This is a genomic window from Micromonospora profundi, from assembly GCF_011927785.1.
Classification (GTDB): Bacteria; Actinomycetota; Actinomycetes; order Mycobacteriales; family Micromonosporaceae; genus Micromonospora; species Micromonospora profundi.
In genome coordinates this window covers 70,300-85,861 of the sequence record NZ_JAATJK010000001.1, presented here as the reverse complement: position 1 = coordinate 85,861, position 15,562 = coordinate 70,300, and the positions used below count along the sequence as shown (strand labels likewise).

The following is a 15,562-nucleotide window of genomic DNA, read 5'->3' as shown; positions in this document are numbered from 1 at the left end:
GGTCGGGCGCGGGCCACGATGCTCCCGGGCGTCGCGGAGGCCCAGAGTTTAACCATCCCAACGGCGAAGACCTGGTGGCACCACGTGGTCGGGCAGGAATCCGCACCGACCGACGGTCGCCCCCCCGGGGGACCAACCACCTCGGCCAGGGGCAGATCGGATGCCGCATACCGCCGGCCGCCGGCCGCGCCACTTGCCGCCGGCAACAGGTGTACGGCCGACTCGGCGGCCCGGGCCAGCAACCGCCGGTCGGCGTCACGGGCCGGGTGCAGCGCGGCGGCGATCGTCACAGTGACCACCAGGTCCCGCGCCGCCACCACCCGGGCCACCGAGCGCAGCAGGGTGTCCGCGCCGAGGAACGCGGCTGCCGTGGTGGCGGATCCGATGGCCTCGCACCGGTAGGCGAGTCGCAGCGGCACCACCGGGCTGCCCGAGTCGATGGCTGCCTGGAACATGGCCGGGCGGAACCCGCCCCCGGGGCGACACGTCACCGCGTCGTCGCCCGCGCACCAGGTCGTACCCTCGGGAAAGACCGCTACCGAGCGACCGGCGCGCAGCGTGTCGGCGAGCCGGCGCACGGTGGCCGGCAGCACCCGCGGCCGGGACCGGTCCACGAAGACCGTGCCGCCGGCGGCCGCGAGCAGACCGAGCACCGGCCAGTTACGGACCTCGCGCTTCGCCACCAGTCGGGCCGGCGCGACCGCCAGCACGGCCAGGATGTCCAGCCACGAGACGTGGTTGGCGACCAGCAGCGCGCGCCGCCGGGGCAACCGGCCCTTGATCACCAGTCGGACGCCGAAGGCCCGCGCGGTGGTCCGAGCCCAGCCACGCGCCAACGCCTGCCGCTCACACGCCGGCAACGCGGGCAGCACCGCCGCCACCCCCAGCCCGGCAAGCAGCATCCCGGTCGCCGCGGCCAGCCGGAGTACCCGGCGGGCCACCGGCACTGTCGGCACCTCGCCAGCCGCCGGCAGGCATTCCTCGCCGCAGCCGGAGGTCGGCCTCCACAGGTCGTGCGGTACGGCGGTCACCGCTGCGCCTCGCCGAGGAAGTGCCGCAGGTAGCGCGGGTTCATCCGGTCCAGCGAGAAGAGCACGTAGAAGTCCGCGCATCCGAAGTCCGGGTCGTACGACGGCTCGCCGCAGATCCACGCGCCCAGCCGCAGGTAGCCGCGCAACAGCGGCGGAACGGCGCTGGCACCGGCCGCTGAGCTGACAGCCGGCGTTGAGCTGACAGCCGCCGGCTCGGCGAACCACGGACGCAGCGGCCGGACCCGCAGCGGAGGCGGCGACAGGTGCCGGGCCTGTGCCTGGGCCCACACCTCGGCGACCGTCCGGCCGCCGTCGGCGATCGGGACGGAGGCGCAGCCACCGAGCCAGCGGGAGCCGCGCAGGTGCAGGTACCGGATGATCCCTGCCCACATCAGGTTGATCACCGCTCCGGAGCGGTGGTCCGGGTGCACGCAGGAGCGGCCCGCCTCGACCAGGTCGTCGCGCAGCGGGTCGAGCGCGGTGAGGTCGAACTCGTCCTCGGCGTACCGCCGGTTGGTGCGCCCGGGCGGTAGCAGCCGGTACGTACCGACCACCTCGCCGCTGCTCTCGTGGCGGACGATCAGGTGGTCACAGTGGGCGTCGAAGGCGTCCACGTCCAACCCGGCAGCACCGGGACGGAGGGTGGCGCCGAGTTCGGTGGCGAACACCTCGTGGCGCAGGCGTTGCGCGGCCGCGACCTGGGTGGGGTCGTCGGCGATCAGCAGGGTGTATCCGCTGGTCGTCAGGGGTGCGCCAGCGACATGCAGAACGGCCATGGGACCTGTGTAGGTGCCCCGGGTGCCATCGGCGGTGACCACCGGTGTCGATCGGATGAACGGCGGCCGGCCGATGGACCCGACCGGGATCGTGCGAGGCTGCCGGAGGGCCGGCGCCGGTGCCGGCCACACCCCCACGGAGGTCGACACATGCGCATCGAGTCCCGCTACAACGGCCCTCCCGGCTCGGGCAACGGTGGTTGGAGCGCGGGAGTGTTCGCCACCGCGGCTGGCGGCTCCGAGCCTGTCGAGGTGACGCTGCGTCGGCCGCCGCCGCTGGACACCACGCTGAGCCTGGTGGACGGCGCGGTCCTCGACCCGGCCGGCGAGATCGTCGCCGAGGTCCGCCCGGCCGGTGACGTGGACGCCGTCGTACCCCCTGTCGACTGGGCGACAGCGGTGGCCGCCTCGACCAGCTACCCCGGGCTGGTCGAGCATCCGTTTCCCGGCTGCTACGTGTGCGGCCCGGACCGGGCGGACGGCCTGCGGATCTTCCCCGGCCGGCTGCCCGACGACCGGACCGCCGCGCCGTTTCGTGCCCCCGAGCAGGTCAGCGCGGCCACGGTCTGGGCGGCGTTGGACTGCCCCGGCGGGTGGACCGTGCTCGCGGCGGGCCGCCCGTACCTGCTGGGCCGGATCGCGGCGGCGATCGTCGCCCACCTCGCGCCGGGTGACGAGTGCGTGGTGACCGGCGCGCTGATCGGTGTCGACGGTCGCAAGGCGATGGTGCACACCAGCCTGTACGGCCCGGACGGCGCGCTGCTCGGGGCCGCCCGGGCCACCTGGATCGCCCGCTGACCTGCGCCGTCGTCCGCACGGGGGACGCGCCTCCACCGCGCGACGGACCACGCCGTACGGACCGCGCCTGATTGACCTTGTTGCTCGGGGCAGTCACGCTGTGCCACGGCGTACCTCGACGCCACGCACGGGAGGAGAACGATGACTGACGGGCAGCGAAGCCCCACCAGCGACGGTCAGATCGTGGTGTCCGGTCTGACGAAGCAGTACAAGAGTGTGCGGGCGGTGAACAACCTGTCCTTCACCGTGGCACCGGGGCGGGTGACCGGCTTCCTCGGCCCGAACGGCGCCGGTAAGACCACCACGCTGCGCATGCTGCTGAACCTGGTCACGCCGACCAGCGGCACGGCCACCATCAGCGGCCATCGGTACGCCGACCTCACCGACCCGCTGCGGCACGTCGGCGCGGTGCTGGAGGCTTCCAGCGCGCACAAGGGCCGTACCGGCATCAACCACCTGCGGGTCATCTGCGCGGCGGCCGGGCTGCCCAAGCAGCGGGCCGACGAGGCGTTGGCCCTTGTCGGGTTGACGCCTGCGGCGAAGCGCAAGTTCAAGGGCTACTCGCTGGGTATGAAGCAGCGTCTCGGCATTGCCGCGGCGATGCTCGGCGACCCGCGGGTGCTGGTCCTTGACGAGCCGGCCAACGGGCTCGACCCGGAGGGCATCCGGTGGATGCGTGGGTTCCTCAAGAACCTCGCCCACGAGGGCCGCACGGTGCTGGTCTCCAGCCACCTGCTGTCCGAGATGCAGTTGCTCGCCGACGACGTGGTGATCATCGCGGCCGGGCAGCTGGTCCGGCAGGGGCCGGTCGACCAGGTTCTGGGGTCGATGACACAGGGCGCCCGCGTGCGGGTCCGCACCCCGCAGACCGAGGCGCTGACCGCCGCGCTCAAGGCCCAGTCGGCCACCGTCGACACCGACGAGCACGGCACCCTGCTGGTCGCCGGGGTGGACGCCCCGACGATCGGCCGGGCCGCCCTGGCCGCCGGCGTGGAGCTGCACGAACTGACAACCGAACGGCCCGACCTGGAACGGGTCTTCCTGGAGCTGACGGCCGGAAAGGCGGGCATCCGATGAACCTCGTCCGATCCGAGCTGCTCAAGATCCGTACGACGAACACGTGGTGGGTCTTCGCGCTCATCAGTCTGCCGCTCTGGGCGCTCACCCTGCTCATCAACTGGTTGCAGACCGACGTCCTGGCCAGCGAGGAGTTCGGCGAGGTGCCGGCCGACCAGGTCGACACGCTGACGGCCGCGGCAAGCCCGGACGCGCTCTCGTCGAACCTTTTCACCACCGGGCAGTTCTTCGGTCTGCTGATCGTGATGCTGCTGGGCATCATCGTGGTGACAAGCGAGTTCTTCCACCAGACGGTCACCACCACGTTCCTCACCAACCCGCACCGCACCGCGGTGATGACCGCCAAGCTCGTTGCGGCGAGCGTTCTGGCGCTGCTGTTCTGGCTTGTCACCACCGCGTTCAACCTGGTCGCCGGTTCGTTGGTCCTGAACTCGGTCGGGTTGGGCTCGCAACTGGGCAACGACGCGGCCTGGCGCGCGATCGGGTTGAACCTGCTCGCGTACCTGCTCTGGGCGGTGTTCGGCGTCGGCATCGGGGTGCTGATCCGCAGCCAGATCGGCGCCACGGTGACCGGCATCCTGCTGTACCTGGGTGGCTCGATCGGGGCCATCGTGGTGATCAGCATTCTGGCCGCCCGCTGGGGTGACTGGATCAACAACCTGCAACTGCTGGTGCCGTCGCTGGCCTCGTCGCTGATGGTCACCGGCGCGGACATCCCCGGCAACCCGCCGCGCTGGGCGGGTGCCGCAGTGCTCATCGGGTACGCGGTGGTCACCGGCCTGGTCGGCACGCTGTTGATGCGTCGACGCGACATCTCCTGAGCGACAGTTTCCGGGGTGGCGGCGGCACGGCCGCCACCCCGGGAACGCCGTACCGTGACGGCCTGTGGCGCCGCGCACGACCGGCATCCGTATTGGGTCGCTTTACCAGTTGGTGACCGGTCACGCAGCGCTTACTGAACTTCTGGCATCTTCTGTGAATCCGACCACGGTGCGGAGGCGGAAATGCCAGGGAGTTTCGTACGGCGTAGCCTGGGAGTCGTCCTGTCCGTGCCGTTCACTGGCCCGGCGAGGCACCCGCGTGACACACAACCCGCGTGAAAGAGGCGATTACCGGCCGTGTCGACCCAGCAGACTTCGCAGGAGAACCCACTGGCGGGTTTCGGCCCGAACGAGTGGATCGTCGAGGAGATGTACCAGCGATACCTCGCCGACCCCACGAGTGTCGATTCTGCCTGGCACGACTTTTTTGCCGACTACCGACCGGCGCCGGGCGCCGGGACACCGCGCGGGGGTGAGGCGTCGGGCAAACCGGCCGCCGCACCCGAGCCGGCCGGCCAGCCGGAGGCGGCAGCCACGGTGAGCCAGCCGAGCAGCGCCCAGCCGGCCACCGCCGCTAAGCCGACCGCCGCGAAGCCGGCGTCGGCCAAGCCCGCCGCGTCGGAGGCTGCTCCGGCCAAGGCCGCACCGGCCAAGACCGCGCCGGGCAAGGCCGCACCGGCGAAGCCTGCCGCGAAGGCCGCCAAGGCCGACACGTCAAGCGATGACGGTCCGCAGACCACGCCGCTGCGAGGTGTCGCCGCGAAGATCGTCCAGAACATGGACGCTTCCCTGAGCGTGCCCACCGCGACGAGCGTGCGCGCGGTCCCGGCCAAGCTGCTTGTCGACAACCGCATCGTGATCAACAACCACCTCGCCCGTGGGCGCGGCGGCAAGGTCAGCTTCACCCACCTGGTGGGCTACGCGATGGTCCGGGCGCTCGTCCAGCACCCGGAGATGAACAACTCGTTCGCCGAGGCCAACGGCAAGCCGGCAGTGGTCCGCCCGGCGCACGTCAACCTGGGCATCGCGATCGACCTGGCCAAGCCCGACGGCAGCCGCAACCTGGTGGTCCCCTCCATCAAGGGCTGCGAGCAGATGGACTTCCGGCAGTTCTGGCAGGCGTACGAGGACGTGGTCCGGCGGGCGCGGCGCAATGAGCTGACCATGGAGGACTACTCCGGCACCACGATCTCGCTGACCAACCCGGGCGGCATCGGCACCGTGCACTCGATGCCGCGGCTGATGCAGGGGCAGAGCGCGATCATCGGCGTCGGCGCGATGGAGTACCCGGCGCCGTACCAGGGCATGTCCGAGACCACCCTCGCCGAGCTGGCGGTCAGCAAGATCATCACGCTGACCAGCACGTACGACCACCGGGTCATCCAGGGCGCACAGTCCGGCGAGTTCCTCAAGGTCATGCACGAGCTGATCCTCGGTGAGCACGACTTCTACGACGAGATCTTCACCTCGCTGCGCATCCCGTACGAGCCGGTGCGGTGGATGCGCGACGTGGCGGTCAACTCCGAGGGCCAGATCAACAAGACGGCCCGGGTGCACGAGCTGATCCACGCGTACCGGGTGCGCGGTCACCTGATGGCCGACACCGACCCGCTGGAATTCACCATCCGCAAGCACCCCGACCTGGACGTCCTCCAGCACGGGCTGACCCTGTGGGACCTCGACCGCGAGTTCCCGGTCAACGGCTTCGCCGGCCGCAAGCGGATGAAGCTGCGCGAGATCCTGGGCGTGCTGCGCGACTCGTACTGCCGCCGGGTCGGCATCGAGTACATGCACATCCAGGACCCGGAGGAGCGGCGCTGGGTCCAGGAGCGGATCGAGCGCAAGTACGAGAAGCCGTCCGCCGACGAGCAGAAGCACGTCCTCAACCGGCTCAACGCCGCCGAGGCGTTCGAGACCTTCCTGCAGACCAAGTACGTCGGCCAGAAGCGCTTCTCGCTGGAGGGCGGCGAGTCGCTGATCCCGCTGCTGGGTGAGGTGCTGGAGTGCTCCGCCGAGAGCGGCCTGGACGAGGTCGTCATCGGCATGGCGCACCGGGGTCGGCTCAACGTGCTCGCCAACATCGTCGGCAAGCCGTACGAGAAGATCTTCTCGGAGTTCGAGGGTCACCTGGACCCGCGCTCGACGCAGGGCTCCGGCGACGTGAAGTACCACCTGGGCCAGAACGGCAAGTTCACCACGCCCGGCGGCGACCACTCGGTCAAGGTGTCGGTGGTGGCCAACCCGTCGCACCTGGAGGCCGTCGACCCGGTGCTTGAGGGCATCGTCCGGGCCAAGCAGGACCGGATAGACCTCAAGCTGGAGGGCTACACCGTGCTGCCGCTCGCGGTGCACGGCGACGCCGCGTTCGCCGGCCAGGGTGTGGTCGCCGAGACGCTCAACCTGTCGCAGTTGCGCGGCTACCGCACCGGCGGCACCGTGCACGTGGTGGTAAACAACCAGGTCGGCTTCACCACCGCCCCGGAATACAGCCGGTCGAGCCTCTACAGCACCGACGTGGCCCGGATGATCCAGGCGCCGATCTTCCACGTCAACGGCGACGACCCGGAGGCCGTGGTCCGGGTGGCCCGGCTGGCCTTCGAGTACCGGCAGACGTTCAACAAGGACGTCGTGATCGACATGGTCTGCTACCGGCGACGCGGGCACAACGAGGGCGACGACCCGTCGATGTCCAACCCCCAGATGTACAAGATCATTGACTCGAAGCGTTCGGTGCGCAAGCTCTACACCGAGGAGCTGATCGGTCGCGGCGACATCACCGTGGAGGACGCGGAGGAGCTGCTGCGCGACTACCAGGCGCAGCTGGAGAAGGTCTTCAAGGCCACCCGGGACGCCGCCGCGGCACCGCGCCAGCTCAACCGGCCGCGCCGCGAGGAGGAGCCGGAGCCGCAGGTCGACACGGCCACCGACGTCTCCGTGGTGAAGGCGGTCGGCGACGCGCACGTCAACCTGCCGGAGGGCTTTACGCCGCACAAGCGGATCCAGCAGCTGCTCGACCGGCGGGCCAAGATGTCCGTCGACGGCAACATCGACTGGGGCTTCGGCGAGATCATCGCGTTCGGCTCGCTGCTGCACGACGGGGTCACCGTCCGGCTCGCCGGGCAGGATTCGCGTCGCGGCACGTTCGTCCAGCGGCACGCCTCGGTGGTCGACTCCCGCACCGGCGACGACTACCTGCCGCTGATGTCGCTCACCGGCGACGGCGAGCGCTCCCGGTTCTTCGTGCACGACTCGCTGCTCAGCGAGTACGCGGCGATGGGCTTCGAGTACGGCTACTCGGTGGAGAACATCAACGCGCTTGTCGCCTGGGAGGCCCAGTTCGGTGACTTCGTCAACGGCGCCCAGTCGGTGATCGACGAGTTCATCTCCTCCGGCGAGGTCAAGTGGGGTCAGCGTTCCGCCGTGACCCTGCTGCTGCCGCACGGCCACGAGGGTCAGGGCCCGGACCACACCTCTGGTCGTCCGGAGCGTTTCCTTCAGATGTGCGCCGAGGACAACATGCGGGTGTCCATCCCGACGACTCCGGCGAACTACTTCCACCTGCTGCGTCGCCAGGCCCTGTCGCCGAAGCGCAAGCCGCTCGTGGTGTTCACGCCGAAGTCGCTGCTGCGGCACAAGCTCTGCGTCTCCTCCGTCGAGGACTTCACCACCGGCACCTTCCAGCCGGTGCTGCGCGACACCGGCGCCCCGGCGCCGGAGGCGGTCAAGCGGGTGCTGCTCTGCTCGGGCAAGGTCTACTACGACCTGTTCCAGGCCCGTCAGGAGCGCGGCGTCACCGACACCGCGATCATCCGGATCGAGCAGCTGTACCCGCTGCCGGTGGAGGAGATCCGGGCCGCTCTGGCGCAGTACCCGAACGCGGAGGACTTCGCCTGGGTGCAGGAGGAGCCGGCCAACCAGGGCGCCTGGTCGTTCGTCGCGCTCAACCTGCTGGAGCACCTCACCGACGTCCGGCTGCGGCGGATCTCCCGCCCGGCCGCGGCCGCTCCGGCGGTCGGCTCGGCCAAGACCCACGAGGTCGAGCAGGCGGCTCTGATCGAGGCGGCACTCCCCCGCCCGTGACCTGAACGCACCGCGAGAGCCGGGGCAGCGCCGTCACCACGGCCTGCCCCGGCTCTCGTCGGCCCACCGACCACCCGCCCGGCCGCACCGGGTCGAGAGCATGAGGATGTACGCGATGTACTTCACCGACCGTGGCATCGAGGAGCTCGTGGAGCGCCGGGGTGACGAGCAGGTGACCCTGGAGTGGCTGGGCGAGCGCCTTCGGGACTTCGTCGACCTCAACCCCGAGTTCGAGACGCCGATCGAGCGTTTCGCCACCTGGCTGGCGCGCCTGGACGACATCGACGAGGACTGACCGCCTGCCGGACTACGCGCCGACGATTAACTGGCCGAGCCGCCCCGGCGGTGGAGGTTACGGCGCCGGGCGCGCGTCGACGGGCGACGGGGGCCTGACCGGCGCGATGGGCGGCGGTTCCAGGCCGGTCCGTCGCAGTTTCTGCCAGCCCAGCCGGCCGCCGGTCAGCGCGGTGACCACCGACTGGATGATCACCAGGTACATCAGTTGGCGGTACGCGAACTGCTGAAGCGGCAGGACCCACAGCACGCCGAGCTTCTCCCGGTCCAGTCGGAACGCCACCATTGCGGTGACCAGCTGCATGCCGAGCATCGCCAGCCAGGCGATTGCTGTGGCCTTCCGGTCGAGGAAGAACAGGCCGTAGAGCGCCATCAGGTCGATCACCGGCGCGAGCAGCGGGAGAAGCACTCCGAAGAGGCTGACGAAGAACAGGCAGCGCCTGGTGAACCGGCCTGAGGCGCCCCGGTCGAGCACTGAGCGGCGGTGCTTCCACAACGCCTGCATGGTGCCGTAGCTCCACCTGTAGCGCTGTTTCCAGAGCTGGCCGATGCTCGTCGGCGCCTCGGTCCAGGCGCGGGCCGTCTCCTCATAGACGATCTTCCAGCCGGCGCGGCCGAGGGCGATGGTGATGTCGGTGTCCTCGGCCAGCGTGTCGTCGGTCAGCCCACCGGCGTAGCGCAGCGCCTCCCGCCGGAAACCGCCGATCGCACCGGGCACCGTCGGCATGCAGCGCAGCGTCTCGTAGAGCCGCCGGTCCAGGTTGAAGCCGATGACGTACTCGATGTGCTGCCACTTGGCGATCAGGCTGCGCCGGTTGCCGACCTTGACGTTGCCGGCCACCGCGCCCACCCGGGGGTCGGCGAACGGCTGCACCAGCCGACGGACGGAGTCGGGCTCGAAGATGGTGTCCCCGTCGACAAGCACGAGCAGGTCGTGCCGGGCCAGCGCGATGCCGGTGTTCAACGCGCTGGGCTTGCCGCCGTTGGGCTTGCGGACCACCCGGACGTTCGGCAGGCGGAGCGCCTCGACGATGTCCGCGGTCCCGTCGGTGGAGCCGTCGTCGACGACGATCACCTCGATCCCGCCGGGATGGTCGCCATTGGCGAGCGAGCGGACCGCCGCGGCGATCCCCTCCTTCTCGTTGTACGCGGGCACGATCACCGACACCGGCTCGGTGACCGGCGGCCCCCACGTCCAGTCCCTGGACCGACGGCGGCGGGCGTGCCGGCCGGAGAGCACGATCAGCACTGCGGTACGCCCCACCGTGAGCGCGCCGACGAGGACGAACAGGACGCCGAGCACGCCCAGCACGTCGTCGGCGCCGCGCACCGCCCAGACCAGCATCCGGCCGCGCCAGCGGTCCCCGGCGGTGGCTGCCACCCCGGCGTCCACCCGGTGGTCGACACCGGCGGCGGCGAAGGCGAGGTTCAGTCCCTCGGTGGCGGTGACGAAGCGGTATCCCCGTTCCTTCATCAGCGGGATGAACCGGTCCAGGGCGGCCACTGTCTGTGAGCGGTCGCCGCCGGCGTCGTGCCACAGCGTGACCGCACCCGACGTACCGTCCGGGGTCGCATTCTCGATGATCTTTTCTACGCCGGGTCGTGCCCAGTCCTTGCTGTCGGTGTCGTTGAGCACCGTCAGATAGCCCAGATCACCGGCGGACCTCACCACCGGCCAGTCCCGGTTGTCGATAGCGTTGGCGTGCGAGGAGTAGGGAAACCTGATCAGTGGGGTCCGCACGCCGGTGACGGCCGCCACGACGAGCTGCGTCTGCCCGTACTCCAGCTGTCGCCGCCAGGCCGGCAGCTCGGCGAGCTGGGGGTGGGTGAAGGTGTGCACGCCGACCTCGTGGCCACCCGCGACAAGGCTCCGGGCCGCGTCGGGGTGCCGGGAAACCTGCGAGCCCAGCACGAAGAACGTGCCCTTGACCTGGTGGGCGTCCAGGACGCGGAGCACCTCGGGGGTCCAGACCGGGTCGGGGCCGTCGTCGAAGGTGAGCGCGATCGTCCGCTCCGGCAGCCGGTAGGAGCGGACCTGCTCGCTGTTGGCGCTGATAATCGGTCCGCCGGTCACCACCGAGGTGGGGACGTCCCGCTGGCCGCTGCTGCTCTGGTGGTGGTCCGGCGTGAAGGAGGCGTTCGTGTACGCGTTGACGAAGAGCACGCTGCCCAGGACGGCAAGCAGCATGCCGAGCAGGATCCACCGCGGTTGCGGTACGGCCCGGCGGCGGTGGCGGGTCGGTGTGATCGTCGGTTCAGCCATCGGCGCGGGGACCGACGGCCTGCTCGGGCCGTTCGTCCGGCACCGACGGCGGGTTCTCGGTGGGTGCCGTCACAGTGGGTGCGGGGGCCTGCGGGGCGGTCGGTGCCGGCCTGGAGGGGGTCGGCCGGCCCGCCGGGTCGCGGGTCGGTGGGCGGGTGGCGGCCGGCGGGCGGGTGACACTCGGTGACCGGGTGGGTGCCAGCGAGGGGGGTAGCGCCGGGACTGCTGTGGGCGCCGTGGTGACCGTCGGCGTGCGGGGGGCAGCCGTCGACGGATCGGGAACGGCTGCGGTCGCCCCGGTCTGCGGTGCGGGCCGCTCGGACTGCTTGACCTCGTCGACGAACGGGAGCACCGTGTGCGGCTCCACCACGCCAGCGAAGCTGACACCCACCAGCGCGGTGTAGATCAGGCCGAGTAGCCCCGCGACGTACGCGAGCAGGCGCAGGCGGGAGAGGCGCCGACCGCTGGGGTCGACGAAGACCGGCGACTGCTTGCGTACAGCGGTCATCAACGCGGTGGGGTTGTCGGACCGCCCCATGATCATGGTCGGTGCGTCGAACAGGGACGGACGCACCTCGGTCGGCGCGTCGGTCAGGGCCGGCCGCCCGTCGAACAGGGCCGGGCGCACCTCCGTGGGCGCGTCGGACAGGGCTGGGCGCACCTCGGTCGGCGCGTCGAGGAGGGACGGCGCCACGGGCCGCCTGGACGTCCGGTGGGGTACGCGCGGGAGTCGGCGCGAGCCATCGACATCCATAACGCGTCCGGTACGCTTCGAGTCGGCGGCCGAACCGCAGCCTGCCTCGCCTGCGGGCATCGACCTCCCGATCGACGTATCGTCGCTGCTCACACGGTGGGCAGTCATGGCGCGAAGTCTAGGCGCGAATATCGCTCACCTTCATCTTCCGTCTCGCTGATGAGACATGGGCCGCACGCATGGGCCCCAGCAAAAGATCATGCAGCCGTATGACTACTCAGAGTAGTCGCCCATTCGGTCGATCGACCGCCAGGCCAGGTCTGATCGGGCCGGCCGACGTGACGAACCGGGGTCGTACCCCGCCGAGCAGCCGACCCACCCCCTCGAACCGGACCGCCCCCGCACCCGGCCCGGCAGACGGCGCATGTCGATCGCCTCGCCCGGTCGCCGGCACGGCCACATTCGCACCCCATATCCGGCTGGTGATGTCGCGGTCCAGGGCCACCGGACCCGCGCGCGGCAGACGGTGATCTTCTAGGGTGGGTGCGTGGCCCGCAGCGTCTATCTGACCAGCGTGGGGTCCGGCGGGGGCAAGTCGACCATCGCCCTCGGCCTCGCGGAACTCCTCTCCCGGCAGGTCGAGCGGATCGGCGCGTTCCGACCGCTTGTCTCCGGCAGCCGACCCGACCCGATCCTCGCGCTCCTGCACGACCGCTACCGGATCGAAGTGCCCGAGGACGAGCTGACCGGCACGACGTACGCCGAGGCGGCCGCGCTTGTCGCCGACGGCCGCCGCGAGGAGCTGATCTCGCGGATCGTCGAGCGGTACCGGGCTGTCGAACGGCGCTGCCCGGCGGTGGTCGTGGTGGGCAGCGACTTCGCCGACGGCGGGGACGGCGCCGGCCCCCGCGAGCTGGCCTTCAACGCCCGGCTCGCCACCGAGTTCGGCAGCGTGGTGGTGCCCGTCGTGGACGGCTTCGGCCAGCCGCCCGAGTCCATCGCGGCGACGGCGCGTGGGGCGTACCACGATCTGGTGGACCTGGGCGCGACGGTGCTCGCGGTCATTGCCAACCGGGTGTCCGAGCCGATGACGTTGCCAGAGCTGCCGGTTCCCGCGTACGCCATCCCGGAGGTGCCGACCGTGTCGGCGCCGACGGTGGCCGAGGTCGCGACGGCGCTCGACGCCACGCTGCTGGCTGGCGACGACGCCACACTCGGTCGGGACGTCCTCGACTACGTGGTCGGCGCGGCGCACGTGCCGATCCTGCTCGACCACCTGACCGAAGGGGCGCTTGTCATCACCCCCGGCGACCGCGCCGACCTGATCGTCGCGGCGAGTGCCGCGCACGTGGCCGGGCAGGTCTCGCTGGCAGGCGTGATCCTCACCCTCGGCGAGCAGCCCGACCCCCGGGCGATGCGCCTTGTCGAGCGGCTCAACACCGGGTTCGCCGTGCTGTCGGTGCCCAGCGACAGCTACGACACCGTCGAGGCGTCCAGCCGGATCGAGGCGCGGCCCAGCCCGGCCAACCCGCGCAAGGTGGAGGCCGCCCTCGGCGCGTTCGAGGGCAACGTGGACACCGCCGACCTGGCCCGCCGGCTGCGGGTCAGCCGGTCGGAGCGGGTCACCCCGCTGATGTTCGAGTACGACCTGATCGACCGCGCCCGGGCCAACCGCCGCCGGCTGGTGCTGCCGGAGGGGACCGAGGAGCGGATCCTGCGCGCCGCCGAGATCCTGCTCCGCCGGGGCGTGGCCGACCTCACCCTGCTCGGCCGTCCGGACGACATCGCCCGCCGCACCCGTGAGCTGGGCATCGACCTGACCGGCGCGGACGTCGTCGACCCGGTCAGCAGCCCCTGGCGGGACGAGTTCGCGGCCGAGTACGCGAAGCTGCGCGCCCACCGGGGGGTCACCGTCGAGCTGGCGTACGACGTGGTGGCGCAGGCCAACTACTTCGGCACCCTCATGGTGGCCACCGGGCACGCCGACGGAATGATCTCGGGGGCCACGCACACCACCGCCGCCACCATCCGGCCGGCGTTCGAGATCATCCGTACGGTCCCGGACGTCTCGGTGGCCTCCAGCGTCTTCTTCATGCTGCTCGCCGACCGGGTGCTCGTCTACGGCGACTGCGCCGTCAACCGCGACCCGGACGCCGCGCAGCTCGCCGACATCGCGATCTCGTCGGCCGACACCGCTGCCCGGTTCGGCATCGAGCCCCGGGTGGCGATGCTGTCGTACTCCACTGGCAGCTCGGGCGCGGGCGCGGACGTGGAGAAGGTCGCCACGGCCACCGAGCTGGTCCGGGAGCGCCGCCCCGACCTGCTGGTCGAGGGACCGATCCAGTACGACGCGGCGATCGACCCGGCGGTGGCCGCGACCAAGCTGCCCGGCAGCCCGGTGGCCGGCAAGGCCACTGTCTTCATCTTCCCGGACCTCAACACCGGCAACAACACCTACAAGGCGGTGCAGCGGTCCGCCGGGGCGGTCGCCGTCGGCCCGGTGATGCAGGGCCTGCGCCGGCCGGTGAACGACCTGTCCCGGGGCGCGACAGTGCCGGACATCGTCAACACGGCGGCGATCACCGCCATCCAGGCCGCCACCGAGGAGGGCTCGTGAGTCGGGTACTTGTGCTCAACTGTGGGTCGTCGTCGGTGAAGTGGCGGCACTACGACGGGGACCGGACCCTGGACAAGGGCACCGTCGAGCGGGTCGGCGAGCCCGGCGGCGGCCCCGCCGACCACGCCGGGGCCGTACGGCAGATCCTCGGCGATCTGGACCTGGACGGGCTCACCGCGGTCGGGCACCGGGTGGTGCACGGCGGGCGGAAGTTCAGCACCCCGGTCCTCATCGACGACGCGGTGCTGACCGCGATCCGCGACCTCGTGCCGCTCGCCCCGCTGCACAACCCGGCCAACCTGGCCGGCATCGAGGTGGCCCGGGCGGCGCTGCCGGACGTCGCGCAGGTCGCCGTCTTCGACACCGCGTTCCACCACACCCTGCCGGAGGCCGCCGCGACCTACGCGATCGACCTGGACACCGCGCAGCAGTACGGCATCCGCCGGTACGGCTTCCACGGCACCTCGCACGCGTACGTCTCCCGACGCACCGCCGAACTGCTGGACCGCCCGTACGACAAGCTCAACACCATCACCCTGCACCTGGGCAACGGCGCGAGCGCCTGCGCGGTGTCCAACGGCCGCAGCGTCGCCACCTCGATGGGGATGTCCCCGTTGGAGGGGCTGGTGATGGGCACCCGCAGCGGCGACCTGGACCCGACCGTGATCTTCCACCTGCGCCGTGAGGGCGGGATGTCGGTCGACGACATCGACGACCTGCTCAACCACCGCAGCGGCCTGCTCGGGCTCACCGGCGTCAACGACATGCGCGAGGTGCTGCAGCGCCGGGCGGCCGGGAATCGGGCCGCCGCGCTGGCCTTCGACGTGTACTGCCGGCGGATCACCGGGTACGTCGGCGCGTACTACGCGCTGCTCGGCCGGGTCGACGCGATCACGTTCACCGCGGGTGTGGGCGAGCACGCCGCGCCGGTGCGGGCCGCCGCACTGGCCGGGCTGGCCCGGCTGGGCATCGCCGTGGACTCTGACCGCAACGACGGCGACGGCGACCGGCTCATTTCGCCGGACGGCGCCGAGGTGAGCGTGTGCGTCATCCGCACCGACGAGGAACGGGAGATCGCCCAGCAGACCCGTGAGGTGGTCGACGGCGGCGG

At 71.2% G+C, this 15,562-nt stretch carries 9 protein-coding genes and 2 pseudogenes; 7 read left to right on the top strand and 4 right to left on the bottom strand.

Features of this window, described 5'->3' with window-relative positions; translation table 11 throughout:
* Positions 1-197 precede the first annotated feature (197 nt).
* Positions 198-1,031 (bottom strand): annotated as a pseudogene (locus F4558_RS00410) (lysophospholipid acyltransferase family protein); the annotation flags it as partial.
* Positions 1,028-1,807, bottom strand: coding sequence for a GNAT family N-acetyltransferase (locus tag F4558_RS00405; RefSeq protein ID WP_167942880.1), 780 nt, complete (start codon positions 1,805-1,807; stop codon positions 1,028-1,030). The gene F4558_RS00405 and the pseudogene F4558_RS00410, both read right to left, overlap by 4 nt.
* A gap of 150 nt (positions 1,808-1,957) precedes the next feature.
* Here F4558_RS00405 and F4558_RS00400 point away from each other — a divergent pair, with 150 nt between their 5' ends.
* The 5 genes from F4558_RS00400 (at position 1,958) to F4558_RS00380 (ending at position 8,878) form a co-directional block, all read left to right on the top strand.
* Positions 1,958-2,605, top strand: coding sequence for a hypothetical protein (locus tag F4558_RS00400; RefSeq protein ID WP_167942879.1), 648 nt, complete (start codon positions 1,958-1,960; stop codon positions 2,603-2,605).
* Between the two features lie 141 nt (positions 2,606-2,746).
* Positions 2,747-3,682 (top strand): ABC transporter ATP-binding protein, encoded by a 936-nt coding sequence (locus F4558_RS00395; protein WP_167942878.1) that lies wholly within the window; start codon positions 2,747-2,749, stop codon positions 3,680-3,682.
* Positions 3,679-4,503 (top strand): DUF2705 family protein, encoded by an 825-nt coding sequence (locus tag F4558_RS00390; RefSeq protein ID WP_053660245.1) that lies wholly within the window; start codon positions 3,679-3,681, stop codon positions 4,501-4,503. The genes F4558_RS00395 and F4558_RS00390 overlap by 4 nt, the downstream gene beginning before the upstream one ends.
* A gap of 297 nt (positions 4,504-4,800) precedes the next feature.
* A complete protein-coding gene (locus F4558_RS00385) occupies positions 4,801-8,583 on the top strand; it encodes a multifunctional oxoglutarate decarboxylase/oxoglutarate dehydrogenase thiamine pyrophosphate-binding subunit/dihydrolipoyllysine-residue succinyltransferase subunit (protein WP_053660247.1) in 3,783 nt (1,260 codons plus the stop codon).
* Between the two features lie 115 nt (positions 8,584-8,698).
* Positions 8,699-8,878 (top strand): DUF6104 family protein, encoded by a 180-nt coding sequence (locus F4558_RS00380; protein ID WP_053660250.1) that lies wholly within the window; start codon positions 8,699-8,701, stop codon positions 8,876-8,878.
* 57 nt (positions 8,879-8,935) lie between these two features.
* Here F4558_RS00380 and F4558_RS00375 read toward each other — a convergent pair whose 3' ends face one another.
* Both F4558_RS00375 and F4558_RS00370 read right to left on the bottom strand, forming a co-directional pair.
* Complete coding sequence (locus F4558_RS00375; protein ID WP_167942877.1) at positions 8,936-11,140, bottom strand: bifunctional polysaccharide deacetylase/glycosyltransferase family 2 protein; 2,205 nt, start codon at positions 11,138-11,140, stop codon at positions 8,936-8,938.
* Positions 11,133-11,834, bottom strand: a complete 702-nt coding sequence (locus F4558_RS00370; protein ID WP_053660254.1) for a hypothetical protein — start codon at positions 11,832-11,834, stop codon at positions 11,133-11,135. The genes F4558_RS00375 and F4558_RS00370 overlap by 8 nt, the downstream gene beginning before the upstream one ends.
* A 547-nt stretch (positions 11,835-12,381) precedes the next feature.
* Here F4558_RS00370 and pta point away from each other — a divergent pair.
* Together pta and F4558_RS00360 are read left to right on the top strand one after the other, a co-directional pair.
* Positions 12,382-14,451, top strand: a complete 2,070-nt coding sequence (gene pta, locus F4558_RS00365; RefSeq protein WP_053660256.1) for a phosphate acetyltransferase — start codon at positions 12,382-12,384, stop codon at positions 14,449-14,451.
* A pseudogene (locus F4558_RS00360) lies at positions 14,448-15,560 on the top strand (acetate kinase); the annotation flags it as partial. The gene pta and the pseudogene F4558_RS00360, both read left to right, overlap by 4 nt.
* Positions 15,561-15,562: the final 2 nt, after the last annotated feature.